This window comes from Myxococcus hansupus (genome assembly GCF_000280925.3).
GTDB classification, from domain to species: domain Bacteria; phylum Myxococcota; class Myxococcia; order Myxococcales; family Myxococcaceae; genus Myxococcus; species Myxococcus hansupus.
Map to the genome: position 1 here is coordinate 4,436,814 of NZ_CP012109.1, position 16,256 is coordinate 4,453,069.

Below are 16,256 nucleotides of genomic sequence, written 5' to 3' on the forward strand. Positions count from 1 at the left end.
AGTTGAGGGACCGGCCAAGCGCGTGTTACGACCGGCGATGGCCAGTCCTTCTCCCCCAACTGGCCATTCGGAGCCGGCTTTCCATGAGCGAGCGCAACGACGTCCCGAGGACCACTGCTTCCGTGGCCCCCCTCCCCGTGTCTGGCGCGCCCGCGAGCCCGAACGCTCCGGCCACGGAGACGCTGGCTCAGGCCACGCCCCACCTGCCCGCGGCCAACACCCGCGCCGAGGACGAAGCCCGCGAGCGCATCGCCTCGCTGGAGCGTGAGGCCAAGGCCCTCAGCGGCGCGGAGCCCCACACCGCGGCGCTGCTCTTCCACGAGGTGGGCCTGCTCTGGGAGGAGCCGCTCAAGAATCCGCGCAACGCCGCCGTCGCGTTCCAGAACGCGTACAAGCTAGCGCCCCGCTACCTCGTCAACATCCGCGCCGCCCGCCGGCTGTTCTCGGACGTGGGCAACTGGCAGATGGTGTTGCAGTTGATGGACGCGGAGCTCGCCGCCACCGAGGACTCGCGCCACCAGGCCGCGCTGCTCTTCGAGAAGGGCATCATCCTCCAGGAGCGCCTGTCCCGCGACGAGGAGTCCGCGACCTGCCTGCGCCAGTGCCTGGACCGCCGGCCCACGGACGTCGTGGTGCTCACGCAGCTCGAGTCCGTCTACGCCTCCCGAAACGATGCGCCGGCGCTGGTGGAGGTGTACCGGCTGCTCGCCGCCGCCGTGCAACAGCCGTCGCTGCGCGCGCACTACCTCACCGCCGCGGGCCTGCTGCTCGAGGAGCGGCTGAAGCAGAAGGAAGGCGCCGCGGCCCTGTTCCGCGAGGCCTTCGCGTTGGATCGGTCCGACCTCCAGTTGCTCGCGGCGATGAAGCGCCTGGCCGAGCGCGAGGGCCGCGTCGACGAGCTGCTGGCCGCGCTGGGCGCGGAGGCCTCCGCGCTGGGCGCGCAGGCGGCGCCCGCGTACCTGCAGATCGCCAAGGTGTACGAGCGCAACGGCCGCAAGGATGACGCGCTGGCCGCGCTGCTCGCCGCGCGGCAGGTGGCCCCCAACGAGCCGCTGGTGCTCAGCGAGCTGGCCGGCATCTACGAGACGCAAGGCCGCTTCGAGGAGCTGGCCGACGTGCTGCTGGCGCGCGTGGGCTCGCTCAACGACGAGAGCGAGCTGGTGGCCACCAACCTGCGGCTGGCCGCGCTGTACGAGGAGGTCCTCAAGCGCGAGGCGGACGCGGCGGCGCGGTATCAGGCCATCGTCGCGCGCATCCCTGGCCACGCGGCGGCGCTCGCCGGCCTGGGCAAGCTGTACTACCGCATGCAGAACTGGGAGGGGCTGGTCGCCGTCTTCGACGCGGAGGTCGCCGCCGCCGAGGACGCGAAGCAGAAGGCCGCGCGAATGTACAAGGCGGCCGAAATCCTGGAGGAGCGGCTGGGACGCCAGGAAGAGGCCATCACCCGCTACAACACCTGCCTCCAGCTTCAGCCCGGCTACCTCCCCGCGCAGAAGGCCCTCACCCGCCTCTACGAGCGCCAGGGCCGCTTCGCCGAGCTGGTGGCCATGTACGAGCAGGACCTGCTCCAGACGAGCGACCGGGACCAGCTCATCACCACGCTGAACAAGATGGCGGTGGTGTATGAGGACCGGCTGGGCGACCTGGACCACGCCATCGAGTGCATGAAGCGCATCCTCGATCTGGCCTCGGACCACCTGCCCACCATCCGCAACCTCGGGCGGCTGTACGAGCGGGCCGCTCGCTACCGCGAGCTGCTGGACACGCATGACCTGGAGGCGTCGCTCGCGGGTGACACCAAGCAGGTGCTGTCGCTGCTGCACCGCAACGCGGAGATTCTCGACGAGCACCTCAAGGACCGCGCGGGCGCCATCGCCGCGTACGAGCGCGTGCTGGCGCTGTCGCCGTCCTATCTCCCCGCGCTCAAGGCGCTGGGCCGCCTATACGCGCAGGACGGCCGCTGGGAGAAGCTGGTCGACATGTACCGCGCGGAGTCGGAGAGCTCGCCGTCCACCGAGCAGGCTGCCGCGCTCATCTACAAGATTGGCGAGCTGTACGAGCAGCGCCTGAGCCAGGACAACGAGGCCATCGCCTCGTACAACGAAGCGCTGATGCTGGCGCCCAGCTACTTCCCGGCGCTGCGCGCCCTGGCCCGCATCTACCGCGCGCAGGCGGCGTGGGAGAGCCTGGTCGAGGTGCTCCGCGCCGAGGCCGCCAACCGCACCGACCCGATGGAGCGCGCCAACGCGCTCTACCAGGCCGCGGCCATCTGGGAGGAGCAGCTCCTGCGGCCGGAGCTGGCCATCGACACGTACCAGGAAGTGCTGCGCCTGACGCCGGGCCACGCCGTCACGCTGCGCGCGCTGGAGCGGCTGTACCTGGCGCAGGACAACGTGAAGGAGCTGGTCGGCATCCTGGACCGCGAGACGCAAGTGGGCGGCACGCCCGCGGCCAAGGTGACGGCGTACCTGAAGCTGGCGCGGCTGTACCTGGACCGGTTCCAGGAGCCGTCGCGCGCGGCGCAGTGCTGCGAGGCCGTGCTGAGCCTGGAGGCGGGCAACCTCACCGCGCTCACGCTGCTGGAGCGCATCCGGGCCTCGGACCGGCCGCGCCGCGCGGAGCTGCGTCAGCGCATCGCCGAGCGCGTGACGGACCCGCGGCTGGCCACCGCGCTGCGCCTGTCCGCCGCGGTGGACCTGGACCGCGCGCCCGCCGAAGGCACGCTGGAGGCGTACAAGCGCGCCTTCGAGGCGGACCCGGGCGACGCGCGCCTGGCCTTCGTGCTGGAGCGGGGCCTGCGGCAGGCCGGTGACGCCTCCGGACTGGCGCGCCTCTACACCATGCGGCTGGCCGCCGCGCAGGACGTCGACGAGGCCCTGGAGATGCTGCTGCGCACCGCCGAGCTGGCGGACACGCGCTTCAACGACTTGGAGCGCGCGGCGGCCCTCTACCACCAGGCCCTGGAGCTCCAACCCCAGTGTCTGCCCGCGCTCCAGGGCGCGCGCCGCGTGGCCCTGAAGCGGAGCGACTTCGCGAAGGCCCGCGCCATGCTGGAGGCCGAGGCCCACGCCTGCCGCGACGCGCGCGGCGCGATTGATGCTTTCGTCGCCGCGGCGAAGCTGGCCTTCCAGCAGTTGAACGACGGCGACGGCGCCTCCGCGCTGTACCGCCAGGCGCTGGAGAAGGACCCGCTGCACGCGGGCGCGCAGGCGGGCCTGGAGGAGCTGCTCGCGCAGCGCGGTGGCTCCGCGGACCTGGCGGCGCTGCAGGAGCGACGCGCCGAGGCGAAGCTCGCGCAGCGGGATGGGCTCGCCGCCGCTACGGCCTTCATCAGCGCGGCGCGCCTGCACCACGGGGCGCTGAACGACCGGACAAAGGCGCTGGAGCTGCTGGAGAAGGCGCTCTCGGCGCAGCCGGGACACCCGGAGGGCCTGGAGCTGCGGGGCGCGCTGCTGCTGGAGGCGCACCAGTACGCCGAGGCCGCGGCCATGCTCAGCCAGCGCGTGCAGTTGGGCGGCGACCCTCGCACGCTGGCCCCGTTCCATCTGACGCTGGGCAACCTGTACTCGACGCAGCTCAACGAGCCGTCCCGCGCCACCGCGCACTTCCAGACGGTGCTGGCCTCCCAGCCCCGCAACGTGGACGCCCTGGAGCGGCTGGCCGCGCTGCATGCGCAGGCGCGCAACTTCGCGGGCGCGGTGGACTGCCTGCACAAGCTGCTCCAGCAGGAGCTGCCGCCCGAGCACCGGGCCCACTTCACCCTGGAGCTGGCGCGCACCTACGACGAGGGCATGGGCGACGCCGCCGCGGCCACCCCGCTCTACCGACGGGCGCTGGAGCTGTCTCCAGCCAACGTCGGCCTCGTGGACCGGCTGGTGGTCCTCTACGAGCGCGCGCGCAACCTGCCCGAGCTGGCGCAGCTCCTGGAGGCCCAGGCCGCGGGGCAGCTCCCCGTGGACCCGAAGCGCGCCGCGACGCTGCGCATGCGGGCGGCGGACCTGTACGCGGGCCCGCTGTCCGAGCCCGCCCGCGCCACGGCGCTGTACCGGCAGGTCGTGGACGGTGACGGCACGAACCTGCAGGCACGCGCGGTGCTGGCGGAGCTGTATGCGCGGGACTCCTCGTCGGTGCCCATGTCCATCGAGGAGCACCGGCAGATTCTCCGCCAGGACCCGACGCGGGTGGACAGCCTCCACGCGCTGTTCAAGCTCTGGGAGGGGTTGAAGCAGCTCGACAAGGCGTTCTGCGCGGCGGCGGCGCTGCACTTCCTGCGCTCCGCCAACGAGGTGGAGCTGGCCTTCTACATGGAGGCCCGCACGCGGCTGTCGCAGGAGGCGCGTGAGCAACTGACGCAGACGGATGTGGACAGCGTGCTGATGCACCCGGGCGCCCGGGGCCCGCTGCTCGAGGTGCTGCGCGCGATGGGCGAGCACCTGGAGAAGGTGCACCCGCCGAACTTCGAGATTGTGGGCGTCAACCCGAAGGCGGACCGGTTGAAGCCGGACTCCGCCGTGTACAAGGCCATCCGCGCCGTGGCGCAGGTGTTCGGCGTGGAGAGCTTCGAGGTCTACCAGGCGCGGCGCGGCCTGACGGTGCTGGAGACCACGGAGCCCATGTCGGTGTGCATTGGCCAGGACGTGGTGCGGCGCTTCAACGCGCGCGAGCAGAAGTTCCTCCTGGGCCGCGCGGCGCTGGGGCTGCTGAACAAGGCGGCGGTGCTGGAGAAGCTGTCCCAGGGCGAGACGGCGGACCTGTTCGGCAGCGCCATCCGCATCCACGCGCCGCAGTTCAGCGCGCTGGGACGGCGCAACGACGAGTCCGTGAAGCAGCTCAAGCGCGCCTTCCCGCGCAAGGCAATCAAGGCGCTGGAGATGCCGGCGATGTCGCTGGGCGACGTCCAGAAGCTCGACCTCGCGCCGTGGCTGGAGGCCGTCGACTACTCCGCGGACCGGGCGGGCCTGCTGCTCTGCGGCGACGTGGCCGTGGGCCTGGGCATGGTGCTGCGCGAGGACCCGAACTTCGCGGGTGCCCGGCTGGACACGCCCGAGCCGATGATTCAGGCCGTCCGCGAAGGCGAGCGGCTGCGCACGATTCTGGCGTGGGCCTTTACGGACGACTTCTTCCGGCTGCGTCAGCGGTTGGGACTGGGGCTTTAGGCCCCGCGGTCCGGCCTCTGCTGGACGCCCAGCGGAGGGCGAACGCCGGTCGCGACCTGGCGTTCGCCCTCACCTCACGGATTACTCCTTCTCGGGGCGTAGAACTTCACCGGGCCGGCGAGCCACACGGTGGTGCCCGCCGTGCGCTCCAGCAGCTCGTTCGCCAGCTTGGTCCAGTCATCGGAGATGCCCACGACCTTCAGGCTGGAGGGGATGTAGCCCAGGAACTGCTGGGGGCCCACGGCGAGGACCGTCGCGGCCGGGGCGATGGACTGGCCCTCCACGGGCTCACCGTAGATGGCCCACGTCCTCCAGGAGCGGCTCAGCGCGTTGTAGCGCATGGGCGCGCAGCTCGTCCGGGCGATGGCCTGGGCATCCGTCTCGCTCTCCGCCGAGCAGACCTGAAGGCTGTCACCGAGCCTCACGTCCTCGAGCGGGCACGCAAGCTGGACGGAGTGACGGCACTGTCCAATGGGGCTGGGCACGCCGCGCGCGCTCCAGTAGGCCTGCACGAAGGCCGCCGAGCCCCGCGAGTCCTCCCACTGGATGGACTTGCCGAAACCCTGGAGCCAGACCCAAGGCACGGAGGTGCGCTCGACGAGCTCGTCGGCCAGTCGCTCCTTCTCCCACGAGGGACCGAAGGGCTCCTCGCTGAACGGGACATACCCCACGTAGTCCCCCGAATCCCTGGCCGCCACCGTACCGGCGCCCTCGAACGTGACGGTGCCCACCGTCGAGCCACCTGGACGTCCCGCGACGCCGCCGTCGTTGAGCCCCCAATTCACTGCCGCTCGCGCGCAGAGCACGGTGCACGTGTTCCTGGCATCTCGCATCGCGATTTCCTGGCTTTCATTGGAGCAGCCAATGGCACGGTCGAAGTTGGTGACGGCTGGCGGCTTGCAATAACAATCAATATCCACCCTGTATTTACAGTATGGCTCGAACCCCACTGGCGGATCCAAACGCCCCTGATATCCGTAGCCGATGACGCCTGGCTGACGCGCATGGACCGGAGTGCTCCAGCCCATGGCGCTCAACGCGGCAAGGAACGCCAACAGCGAAATCCCAGACATGAAACGATTCAAGCATGGCTTCGGAAACATGAATGCCTCCATTGATTTTTGACACAGACAGTCAGGCGCCGTCAGAAAAAATCCTGAGAAGTTGCGGGGACGCCCACCGCTCAGTTCTCGTAGACTTCCACCTCGTTGATACGCACGTAGCCCGGCTGCTCAACGGACCCAAGCTGGCCGAGAATGCGCAGCTTCGAGGTCGTGATGGCCGAGGAGAGATGCGTGGTCCGCGCGTGGACGTTGTCCCTGACGACGTGGAGAGTCACCCAGCCGCCCAGGACGTTCAACTCGTTCCAGACCTGGATGCTGAGCGCCTGCGGAGCACCACTGGTGCTCATGTAGAGTTCGATGCGCCGGAACGTGCGAAGGCCACCGAAGTCCAGGTCCACCCACTGAGGGAGCGCGGCGCCCGCGGCATTCGTCCAGCTCGTGTTGGGGCCAAGCTCCAGACTCGGAATGCCATCATTGACCCGAGAGGGGGAGTAGCATCCCAGCGAACAAAAGGACGAAGACGCCGAGGCGGCCGCTCCGAGCGCCAGATTCTCATGGGTGTTGTACAGCTCGATCTCGTTCACGCGAACATAGCCCGGCTGTGTGGCAGAGCCCAATCGGCCCAGCAACCGTACCCGACTGGTGACGACAGGCGCGAAGTCATGGGTTCTCTGCACCTGCGTATTGCCCGCGACGTTGGCCGTTGCAACCCAGGCGGAGCCATTCCAATACTCAAGCAAATACGACTGCGGGACACCCCCACTGCTGCCGACGACGACAGCCTGATTGATGACGTAGGGATGGCCGAGATCCACCTGAACCCACTGCGGGAGCCCCACATTGTCGGCGTTGGTCCAGCTATGGTGACCATTGAGCGTGCTGTCGCGGGAGCCGTCATTGACCCGGTCGGGTGAGTAGCAGTTCGAGCCAGGGCCGTAGCAATAGGTGGATGACGCGGAGCTGTTGCCCATCAGCGCCAGGTTCCCATTCCCAGCCCCATAAAGCGCCCGGATCCCGATCCGGTCGCGCTGCGTGAGGTGCAGATCGGCCGTGTTGGCGCCCATGCACTGCGGAGAGTGCATCACCGAGTCCGAGTCATAGGGCGTGAGCGCTCGCCAGTTGCTGTCCTCGAAGCAGGCGCCACTGCCAGAACGCGTGGACTCATGCCGCAAACCCAGGATGTGTCCCAGTTCATGGCGCAGGAGCCCTGTCAACGTCTGGGGCGCAAGATTCTCGAAGGCACTCGAGTCGATGAGCAAGTTGCGGTACGGGCGGATATCGTTTGGAAAGAAGGCTCGCGCCACATAGCCCAGGCCTGAGACAGGGCGGACGTCAAAGACCACGTTGGGATTGGTTGCGGTACAGGCACTGTCCTCGGCGGGAACGTGGATGAAATTGATGTTGGCGGCGCTTTCCCAGGCATTCGCCGCACGCGCCATCGCATCAACGATCCTGGCATGCCGGGAACCGCCGAAGCCCGTGCTCACGCAGTACGTCAGGTTGAGCTTCTGGGTGCTGTTCCACACCGCATTCGCGCTGCCCACGGCGTGCACGGTGAGCGCACCGGGCTTCGAGAGGCCATCGTAGTACTCCCGGAGCTCTTCGAGGTCCGACATCGGCATGTCACCGTCGACAATGTAGATGCCGGTCTCCGGCTCTCGATATGTGCTCCTCTCGAACTCCTCAAAGCTGAGCCGGTGGGCGCCTACGGGCCCTTCATCCGGGGCCTCCGGAGCCATTCCCGCGCCGCACCCTACCGACGCCAGTATGGCCATCAGCCGCGCTGAAACCCAGATGTTTCGCTTCGACTCCGTCCGCGACATCTGCATGCGTTCCATCTGACACCTTGGACATACATAAGGCGCTCCTCTGGACGAGCGCATGATGACTCACAGGCTGTGAGTAATTCCCGCGGCGACCCAGAAATCGTTGGCAGGCTTTTCCAAGGTCCGTCGACCCCGGAATGAGCTCGCGGACCGTATGGGATCTTTTTGGCAGACGGCATCACCCATAAGGGTGACGCCATCTCCGGACGGCATTCCCCTTGCTGTCAGGTCCGGGCCTTCCAGGTCAGCCACTCCCCTGGCCGCGCCAACTCCACGCTCACCTTCCGCGTGCGCGCGGCGGCCAGGAGGCGCGCTTCCGCGTCAGGAATCTCCTGGTAATCCTCCGAGGCCGCGAGGCCGTAGTGGATGGGCACGAGGAGCTTCGCGCCCAACACCACGGCCGCGGCCACCGCCTGCTCCGGCGTCAGGACGGCATGCACGTCGCTGACGGGCTTGCGCCAGCCGAAGCGAGCCCCGTTGATGGGCAGGAAGGCCGCATCGAAGGGACCGAGCTGTCGCCCGATGTGCCACCAGGCGCCATGCCACAACGTGTCGCCGCAGTGGATGATGCGGCGGCCTCCGCCAGAGACGACCCAAGAAACCTGGGGATCCCCATAACCGTCCGACGCGGGCACGGCGGTGACGGTGAAGTCGTTGAGCAAGAGGGGCTCATAGAGCGGAGCGGGTCGCACGCGGAAGCCCGACGCGGAGGCCACCGCGGCCATGTCCGGGGCACACACCAGGGTCCCGGTGTCCCCCAACGCCTGACGGACAGCCACTCGGTCGAAGTGGTCGGAATGGCGATGCGTCACCAGGACGAAGCGGCCTCCCTCGCTCACGTCCAATGGAACGAGCGGATCCTTCAACGCGGCCCCCCACACGGAGGGGTCACTCAATGGGTCCAGGAAGAGCGTGTCCTGGCCAAGCCGCAGCCGGACTCCGGCCCAGGCCAACCGCTGGGCGCGAAGCGCGGCGCTGTCGACAGGCTTCGTCGCACGCCCCACCCCAGGAGAGAGCAGCACCGCGCCCGCGGAGAGCGCCACCGCCGCACGCAGGAAGTCTCGACGGCCCGCCAGCGAGGGCCGAGCCAGCATGTCCCGTCCCTCCGTGTTCGAGGGCTCCATCGGGAATGGCGAAGCGTCCTGGCTCACCGGGCCTCCGGAGGGGCCACGGGGTTGATACCGAAAAGACGCACGCCGACTTCGGTTCGCGGCTGATGACGGCTCGCCGGTGGGAAGAACAGGTAGGTTCCCGGGCCCAGGCGCTGCTCTCCTTCGATGAGCTCACCGCTCATCACGAGGACCTCCTCTCCCGTGTCGTGGACGTCCACGAAGGGCCACTGGCTCCCGGGCGCCATATCCACGACCCAGACCCTCACGTCGGGGGTACTCGGCAAGTCCCTGCGCAGGCAGCCGGGGCCGATGACGACCGGTTCAATGTCGTCGATTCGCACCGACGACACGGGGGGTATGACAAGGCGCTGCGTCTTCGAAAAGCCATCTGACTGGGGCATCCGTCCGTCCTCCTGGCACTGGGATGCCGACGTTTAGGAGCCCTCCATTCATGAGCGTAGCGAAACGATTTCGCGATGATGCTGAACAGACTTCATGTGAAGCTGGCCGGCATGCTCGAGTTCCGTCACTTCAAGTTGATTGCCGCGGTCGCCGACACGGGGAGCCTGGCCGCCGCGAGCAGACAGCTTCACCTCACGTCCTCGGCGCTGAGCCACCAACTCCGCGATGCCGAGGAGCGCCTGGGCGTGCAGCTCTTCCAGCGCCGTCAACGCCGGCTGCTCCTGACCGGCTCCGGCGAGAAGCTGCTCCTCTCCGCGCGGAGGGTCCTGAACGAGGTGGCGCAGGCCGAAGCGATTTGCCGTGCGAACCCGCAGGACGACCTGCTTCGGCTCAGCACGGGCTGCTACACGGTGTATGGCTGGCTGCCGCCCATCCTGGGGCGATGGCAAGCCGAGCACCCTCGCGTCGAGCTGCGCATCGTCCTGGAGGCCACGCGGCAGCCGCTAGGGGCGCTGCTGAATGGCGAGCTGGACCTCGCACTGACGACCGATGTCCCGCCGCAGGCCCGCCTGGCCCAGACCGCACTCTTCGAGGACGAGCTCATGCTGGTGGTCCCCGAGAACCACGCGCTGGCACAGCGGGGACATGCCACCGCGGAGGACCTGGCGCGGGAGCACCTGCTCACGTATGCCGCGCCTCGGGAGCAGCTCGATGTCTTCACGCGTGTACTCTGGCCCGCGGGCATCGAGCCGCACCGGGTCTCCCCCGTCCCGCTCACCGAGGCGCTGATTGAGCTGGTGCGGGGCGGTATCGGCGTGACGGCGTTGCCCCAATGGATGCTGCCGGACCAGAGCCCGGGGCTGAGGACCATCCGGCTCACCCCTCGGGGAATTCGTCGACGATGGAGCGCCGTTACCCGCGCCTCCCGCCAGCGCCCCGCTCCGCTGACCCACTTCATCCAACTGCTTCGCGAGCGCTTCTCAGCTCCCGACGCAACAGGGCCACGGGCGGCCTCACGGCGTCGAGGCGAAAGGCCGCTCAGCCATACACGACGTGAGACCTGAGCCCTGGCCACCAGCTCATCGCCATCACGGATGTTGAGGCCGTTTTCAGATTCCCCATGAATCTGCGAAACGAATTGCGCCCACGTCATCTCTCGCAACGCGCCCAAATCCTCCGTGGGAGCATTCTCAACGCACGCGGACAGCCCGATGCCAACCACGAGAACGTGCGCGTACCGCCAGGCGCTCCACCGCATCACGACTTCAACAATGGCTCTCATGAATCCCCCCATTCAAGGCGAGGTCGCTGTGACCGCAAACACAATCGCCTCGCACAACAACCCAACAACACCCAAGTAGAAAGCAAGACAAATACACGAACAAACTCTCAATGAACCAACAACGTCACGGGCAACAATGGAGGCGGCCCAAGACTCGGTCGCTGCCGTTGTCGACGAGCCCGTCCGGCCCCACCGCCGAGCCATCCACCGCCCTGCCTTGCGTTCTCGTCGGACGCGAGTGCGTCCTGCATGTACGCCAGCTCACCGCACGCAAGGACGCCCTCCTCTCGGAGTCCACCGGCATGAAACGTGCTCAGGCCCATGCAGTGCGAACACAGCGACGGCCCAGCTAGGGAGTTCATGCGACCTGTTACATCTCGTCTCCGATAACACATTGGCATCTCACCAGGTCACCCAACAGGGCTTCAGCACCGCCCTGCGTCGCCGTGCGGCAAATTGTCGCGATGCGCTCCGCTCTCCCCAAAAGACAGAACGCATCTGAGACATGAAAACCCTTGCACACTCCGCAAACAGGGCCGTACGATGCGTGCAGTTCCCGACAGAACTGACGCATCACGGACTCCCTCGCAGTCCGACGTCATTCCCATTCCTTCATCAAAAAGGATGTTCGCATGCCGGATGCATCCATGGTGCTTTCCACGGTCGACAACACGGCCATCAAGATTGAACAGGCGCTGTACAAGCTCTACACGGCGGTCTCGGGCAAGGGCTTCAAGGACGTCCTCAACCAACTCCCCACGGTCATCCTGGACGCCGTGCAGTCCTCGCTGAGCAAGGTGCTCGACTCGGTGGCGGGCATCGTGAAGCAACTGACCGACCCGAAGGTGCTCAACGGCATCAAGGACGTCATCACCGCGGGCCGGGACGTGGTGGCCTCCACGTTGGACCTGCTGCCGTCCAGCGCCCAGGGCTTCGCGGAGACGGCGAAGCGCTTCCTCAATGTCATCGTCGACTTCGTGAGCGCGGGGGTCGAGCACATCGTGGCCATCGTCGACCTGTTGATGAAGGTCGTCGGCGCGCTCGCGGGCAAGGTGGAAGCCCTCGCCGCCGAGACCATCGCCGCCCTGAAGAAGTCGGGTCTGACACTCCCCGCCTGAGCAATCAGATTGCCGTCGAGAGTTCCCGCCGCATGACGCGCGGGAGCTCTTCTTTTCCCCCATGAGCAGGGTATCCACCCCCCTCGTCACCGAGGGTACGGAGCACGTATGGCCAGTGGCCTCATCATCCCGGGTGTCCAGGTAACGGTGGTCAAGGAAGTGCTGCCCCAGCAGCTCGCGCCGTCCGGAGTGCTGGGGCTCGTCGGCTTCACCGAGCGCGTCGAGCTGACAGAGCAGAACCAGCCCAAGGTCACACGCGCTGGAAGCTGGCCTCGTTACGTGGAGGTCCTCGGCCGGGCCAGTGCGTACAGCCTGCCCGAGGCGCGACAGGCATTGGACAATGGCGTCTCCGAGCTCGTCATCTCGCCGCTCCCGCAGAGCGCGGGAGCCACCGCGCGCGCGGCCCTTTCGGGTGACGAGACCAAGGCCAAGGCCTTCCGGGCCCTGCTCGACAAGGCGGTCCGCGACGCCTCTGCCGCGGCGGACGAGGCCAAGCGGCAATGGGACGCCCTCAAGAAGAGTCCGGAGACCGGCCCCGACGCGCTCAAGGCGGCGGAGGCCCGCAGCGTGGAGGCCAAGGCGCACCTGGATGACGCCACCGCCGCCCAGAAGGCGGGCTCGGACATCTCGAATGACAATGCCGGCATCTCACTCCTCGCGCGCGCGCCGGGCGTCTGGGCCAACGGGCTCGTCGTCCAGGTCACGTACCGCGAGACGCTGGATCCATCCGTCGCCTTTGACCTGAAGGTGCTGCGCCGGACCGCGGGCCAAGAGGAGCTGCTGGAGATGTACCGTGGCCAGTCACTCACGACGTTCGCCGCGACGATGCGGAGCTCGGCCTTCGTGAAGCTGGACGAGACGAAGGCGCTGGGGTGGCCGAAGGCGGCTGAGTACACGCTGGCGGGTGGCCAGGACGCGAGCGCCGCCGATTACGCCGCCGCGCTGGACCGGCTGCGTGACGAAGCGGACGTGGACATGGTCCTCGCCGCCGTGCAGGACTACTCCGACCTGGCCCGGGTGGCCCGCATCTACGGCGCCGTCATCAGCCACTGCAACACGCTGAGCGACGAGTGCCGGGGACGCATCGGCTTCGGCCAGGTGCCCCGGACCGGCGGCATGGACACGCATGCGCAGCTCGCGAGCACCCTGGTCAGTGACCGGTTCGTGCTGGTGGCGCCCAACGGCGTGGTCGGCGCGGTGACGGGCATGGTGGGCAGCTTGCCGTACTTCCAATCCCCCACCTTCAAGCGGCTCTCGGGGCTGGCCGACCTGCCCGCGCTGTCCACGGAGGAGCAGAAGTCGCTCCTGCGGGGCAACGTGGTGCCGGTGGTGCTGGAGCGAGGGCGCGGCACCATCGTGTTGAGAGGGCTCACCACGGATGGCGATCAGATCAACGTCCGCCGCGTGGCGGACCGGGCCGTGCGCATGCTGAAGATGGTCGGCGACCTCTTCATCGGTCTGCTGAACAACGCGGATGGACGCACCGCGCTCAAGCAGAAGCTGGTGGAGTCCCTGGTGCAGATGGAGAAGGACGGAGCGCTGGTCCCCTCCACGGACGGCAAGGATCCCGCCTTCAAGGTGGAGGTCTACTCCTCCCAGACCGACTTCGCCCAAGGCATCGTCCGCGTGAACATGGCCGTCAGGCCGGTGCGCGCCATTGACTACATCTACGCGACCATCACGGTCCAGGTTTGATGAGGAAACACGCTGATGCCCACGGTCTTCTCCGCCAACCGTAGCAGCGTCCTGGTCGACGGCACTCCCGTCGAAGGACTCCAATCCCTTGTCTTCCGCGTCGTCACCGAGCGTGAGGACATCCGCGCCATCGGCTCCAACGAGCGCGTGGACGTCATCTTCGGCCTGCGCACCGTGAAGGGGGAGCTCGTCATCCGCTCGGCCCACTTCGGGCTCGATACGCTCCTGCAGGAACGCGCGAAGTTCCAGCTCGTGGCCAGTCTGAAGCGCACCGAGGGCACCGACGACCTGCGCACGCTGTCCTTCGACGACTGCTACGTGGAAGGCAAGGCCTTCCAGGTCGACGCGCACGGCAGCGCGGCCACGACCTACGCCTTCACCGCCACCCGGATTCGCGAGGAGTAGCGCGTGTTGGAGAAGCCCACGCCCATGGCCTCGGAGCCCTTCCCTGCCGTCCCCACCTCCATCGAGGTGGACGGCCGGTGCTTCGTCGTGTGCGTGGGCGCCCCAGGCGAGACGCTGGAGGTGGACACCTCCACGGGCGAGCGCGTGCGGCTCGGCCGCTGGAGCTTTGACGCGCACCTGGCGGCACTCGACCGCCATGCCAGCGTCAATGCACAAGGGCTTCACTTCAACGCGGAAGGCTTCGCGCGTGAGGTGTTGTGTGGCCTGGAGGTCCCAGCGGCCTACCAGACGGAGCTGGCGCCCGTCGCGCTCTGGTGGGCCGCCGTAGGCGGGTACGAAACCAGCGCGGGCGTGCAGGAGGACGGGTGGCTGCGGGCGGGTTCCGTGCGCGCCCGGCTGCGGCCCTGGACCTTCGCCGAGCGTTCCCAGGCCCTGAGCGAAAGCACCCATCCCAGTGAGGGAGGTGGCAAGGCGTTCAACCTGGAGCGGTACCTGCGCAGGATGCTCCAGACCTCCCTTGTCTCGCTCGAGCCCGCCGGCATGGCGTTGTCGATGCTCGACGGAGCGACGACATCGGCACTCCTCGAGGGGGCCCTCTTCCTCAATGACACTGGAGGGCGGGATGAGGATGTGAGGCTGAAGGCCGCGGACGCGGACAGCCAGGCCTTCGCGCGGGTGACGTTGCGGCTGTGCAAGAGCCTTGGCTGGACGCCGTCCCAGGTCTGGGAGACGCCAGCGGCGGAGATCGACCGGCTGCTGACGCTGCTGGAGATGACAGAGCCCTCGGCCCCGGCGCAGCGGCCCGCGCAGCGAGCGCCGAGCCTCGCGGATCACCCAGACGCGGTGGTCATCCAGGTGGAGGACTGACCGTGCGCACCGCCATCACGACCCAGGAGCTCGTGTCACTCCTCGCTCGGCCGGCATTCCGGGCCATGGAGTCCGCCGCGCAGCAGTTGGGTATCCGGTTGCCGGGGCCCCCTCACGAAGTCACCGCCGGGCAGCCCTTGGAGGCCATGGCCCCCAGCGACAGTTCGCCAGCACCGGAACAGGCCGCGGACCGTCGTGTGGCGGCCCCCGCCAACGACCCCAACGTTCCAAGGCGGATCGACGGCGCGAGCGCGACACCTTCCGCGGTGGGTGGAGCGCGTCCACGCGACAGGCGGCTGGTCCGACTCATCTCGCACCTGGGCGCCCGCGCGGAGACTTCGGCGGCGCAACATCCGCTCCCGAGCGAAGGCTCGGCACGGAACGACGACGGAATCGGAAGGGAGGCGCTGAGCACCGGCCTCCAGCCCGCGGCGTCAACCCGTGCGACGAATGGAAACGGGGAGGCGGCGCCGTTCGCGGACTCGCGCCCCACGTCCTCGCTCCTGAACGAAGGAGACCCACCGAAGCCACGGAGCCCCGGCGCACCTGTCGCGCGTCCGTCCATGAACGTCGAAGCGCCTTGGGCGTCACACGGCGCCACCGCGGGAGTCGCCTGGAGGGAGCCACGGAGCGACGCCTCGAACGAAACGCCCCTGCTCGACGCACGGGTAGAGCCCTCGATGAAGGGAGCCGTGCCCAGCGCCGCCGAGGCAGCCTCCCCTCACCTGACGGCCCCTATCATCGCGGACGCAGTGGACGTCGCGGAGGCACGACTCTCCGGCCGACCTACGGCAGCGCAGCCAGCACCCACGCGCGGTGACTCCAGCTCCGTCAGCGCAGCGCCTGCCGTGAGCCCCGCCACGTCCAACAGCACTCCCGCGCGAGGCCATCGCCTCGTCCGGTTCCTCCCCGGCCACGCACCGACTCCCGGCGCCACGCTCACGGACGCCCCCAAGGAGCGCACCGATTCCGGCCCACGGACTCAGGAAGTGTCGAGCCCCCCACGCCGGCTCACGTTCCTCCCGGCCACCGAATCCTCGGCGCTTCCGAGGACCCCCAGGACCCAGGATGGCTCCGTCACGTCCGCCCTCACCGAGCAGGTCTCAGCGGGCCTGGCGCCGGTCCTGACACATGCCCACGAGCTCACCCAGGCCCCCGTGGCTCCGAACGCGGGGCGCCCCCCCAACGAGGGCGTGCGCAACACGTTCAACGTCAACGTCCACCTGGAGCCCACCAGCGTGTCCACCGGTCTCGACCGGCACGCGCTGGAGGAAGCGCTCATCGACCTCCTCCGCGACACCGCCCGCCGCCACGGGCTCGAGGTGTGAG

11 protein-coding genes are annotated in these 16,256 nt (G+C 68.3%); 7 read left to right on the forward strand and 4 right to left on the reverse strand.

The window, feature by feature from the left end; translation table 11 throughout:
• Positions 1-83 precede the first annotated feature (83 nt).
• Complete coding sequence (locus A176_RS16810) at positions 84-5,156, forward strand: tetratricopeptide repeat protein (protein ID WP_002639369.1); 5,073 nt, start codon at positions 84-86, stop codon at positions 5,154-5,156.
• Between the two features lie 74 nt (positions 5,157-5,230).
• On the opposite strand, the gene A176_RS16815 is transcribed toward A176_RS16810, so the two are convergent.
• The 4 genes from A176_RS16815 to A176_RS16830 form a co-directional block, all read right to left on the reverse strand.
• A complete protein-coding gene (locus A176_RS16815) occupies positions 5,231-5,989 on the reverse strand; it encodes a hypothetical protein (protein ID WP_049872322.1) in 759 nt (252 codons plus the stop codon).
• Between the two features lie 350 nt (positions 5,990-6,339).
• Entirely contained in the window at positions 6,340-8,058 is a 1,719-nt protein-coding gene (locus A176_RS37605; RefSeq protein ID WP_063787451.1) for a M57 family metalloprotease, read from the reverse strand.
• 212 nt (positions 8,059-8,270) lie between these two features.
• A complete protein-coding gene (locus tag A176_RS16825) occupies positions 8,271-9,140 on the reverse strand; it encodes an MBL fold metallo-hydrolase (protein WP_226994352.1) in 870 nt (289 codons plus the stop codon).
• A 53-nt stretch (positions 9,141-9,193) separates the two neighbouring features.
• Positions 9,194-9,559, reverse strand: coding sequence for a cupin domain-containing protein (locus A176_RS16830; protein ID WP_044890448.1), 366 nt, complete (start codon positions 9,557-9,559; stop codon positions 9,194-9,196).
• Positions 9,560-9,634: 75 nt separating this feature from the next.
• Between A176_RS16830 and A176_RS16835 the strand changes: the two genes are divergently transcribed.
• The 6 genes from A176_RS16835 to A176_RS16860 all read left to right on the forward strand — a co-directional run bounded on the left by A176_RS16835 (position 9,635) and on the right by A176_RS16860 (position 16,255).
• Entirely contained in the window at positions 9,635-10,624 is a 990-nt protein-coding gene (locus tag A176_RS16835) for a LysR substrate-binding domain-containing protein (RefSeq protein ID WP_002639374.1), read from the forward strand.
• An 850-nt stretch (positions 10,625-11,474) separates the two neighbouring features.
• Positions 11,475-11,960 (forward strand): hypothetical protein, encoded by a 486-nt coding sequence (locus A176_RS16840; RefSeq protein ID WP_002639375.1) that lies wholly within the window; start codon positions 11,475-11,477, stop codon positions 11,958-11,960.
• Between the two features lie 108 nt (positions 11,961-12,068).
• Positions 12,069-13,655 (forward strand): hypothetical protein, encoded by a 1,587-nt coding sequence (locus A176_RS16845; protein WP_002639376.1) that lies wholly within the window; start codon positions 12,069-12,071, stop codon positions 13,653-13,655.
• A gap of 15 nt (positions 13,656-13,670) precedes the next feature.
• On the forward strand, positions 13,671-14,060 hold the full coding sequence (locus A176_RS16850; RefSeq protein WP_002639377.1) for a hypothetical protein: 390 nt from the start codon (positions 13,671-13,673) through the stop codon (positions 14,058-14,060).
• A gap of 3 nt (positions 14,061-14,063) precedes the next feature.
• Positions 14,064-14,927 carry a hypothetical protein gene (locus A176_RS16855; RefSeq protein ID WP_002639378.1) on the forward strand — a complete coding sequence of 288 codons (864 nt, stop codon included), beginning with the start codon at positions 14,064-14,066 and terminating at the stop codon, positions 14,925-14,927.
• 989 nt (positions 14,928-15,916) lie between these two features.
• Positions 15,917-16,255 carry a hypothetical protein gene (locus A176_RS16860; protein WP_002639379.1) on the forward strand — a complete coding sequence of 113 codons (339 nt, stop codon included), beginning with the start codon at positions 15,917-15,919 and terminating at the stop codon, positions 16,253-16,255.
• Position 16,256 lies beyond the last annotated feature (1 nt).

Coding starts and splice junctions, on each gene's coding strand:
- A176_RS16850 (WP_002639377.1), top strand. CDS start 13,671: ATGCCCACGGTCTTCTCCGCCAACCGTAGCAGCGTCCTGGTCGACGGC.
- A176_RS16840 (WP_002639375.1), top strand. CDS start 11,475: ATGCCGGATGCATCCATGGTGCTTTCCACGGTCGACAACACGGCCATC.
- A176_RS16830 (WP_044890448.1), bottom strand. CDS start 9,559: ATGCCCCAGTCAGATGGCTTTTCGAAGACGCAGCGCCTTGTCATACCC.
- A176_RS16845 (WP_002639376.1), top strand. CDS start 12,069: ATGGCCAGTGGCCTCATCATCCCGGGTGTCCAGGTAACGGTGGTCAAG.
- A176_RS16810 (WP_002639369.1), top strand. CDS start 84: ATGAGCGAGCGCAACGACGTCCCGAGGACCACTGCTTCCGTGGCCCCC.
- A176_RS16835 (WP_002639374.1), top strand. CDS start 9,635: ATGATGCTGAACAGACTTCATGTGAAGCTGGCCGGCATGCTCGAGTTC.
- A176_RS37605 (WP_063787451.1), bottom strand. CDS start 8,058: ATGGAACGCATGCAGATGTCGCGGACGGAGTCGAAGCGAAACATCTGG.
- A176_RS16825 (WP_226994352.1), bottom strand. CDS start 9,140: ATGCTGGCTCGGCCCTCGCTGGCGGGCCGTCGAGACTTCCTGCGTGCG.
- A176_RS16815 (WP_049872322.1), bottom strand. CDS start 5,989: ATGCGAGATGCCAGGAACACGTGCACCGTGCTCTGCGCGCGAGCGGCA.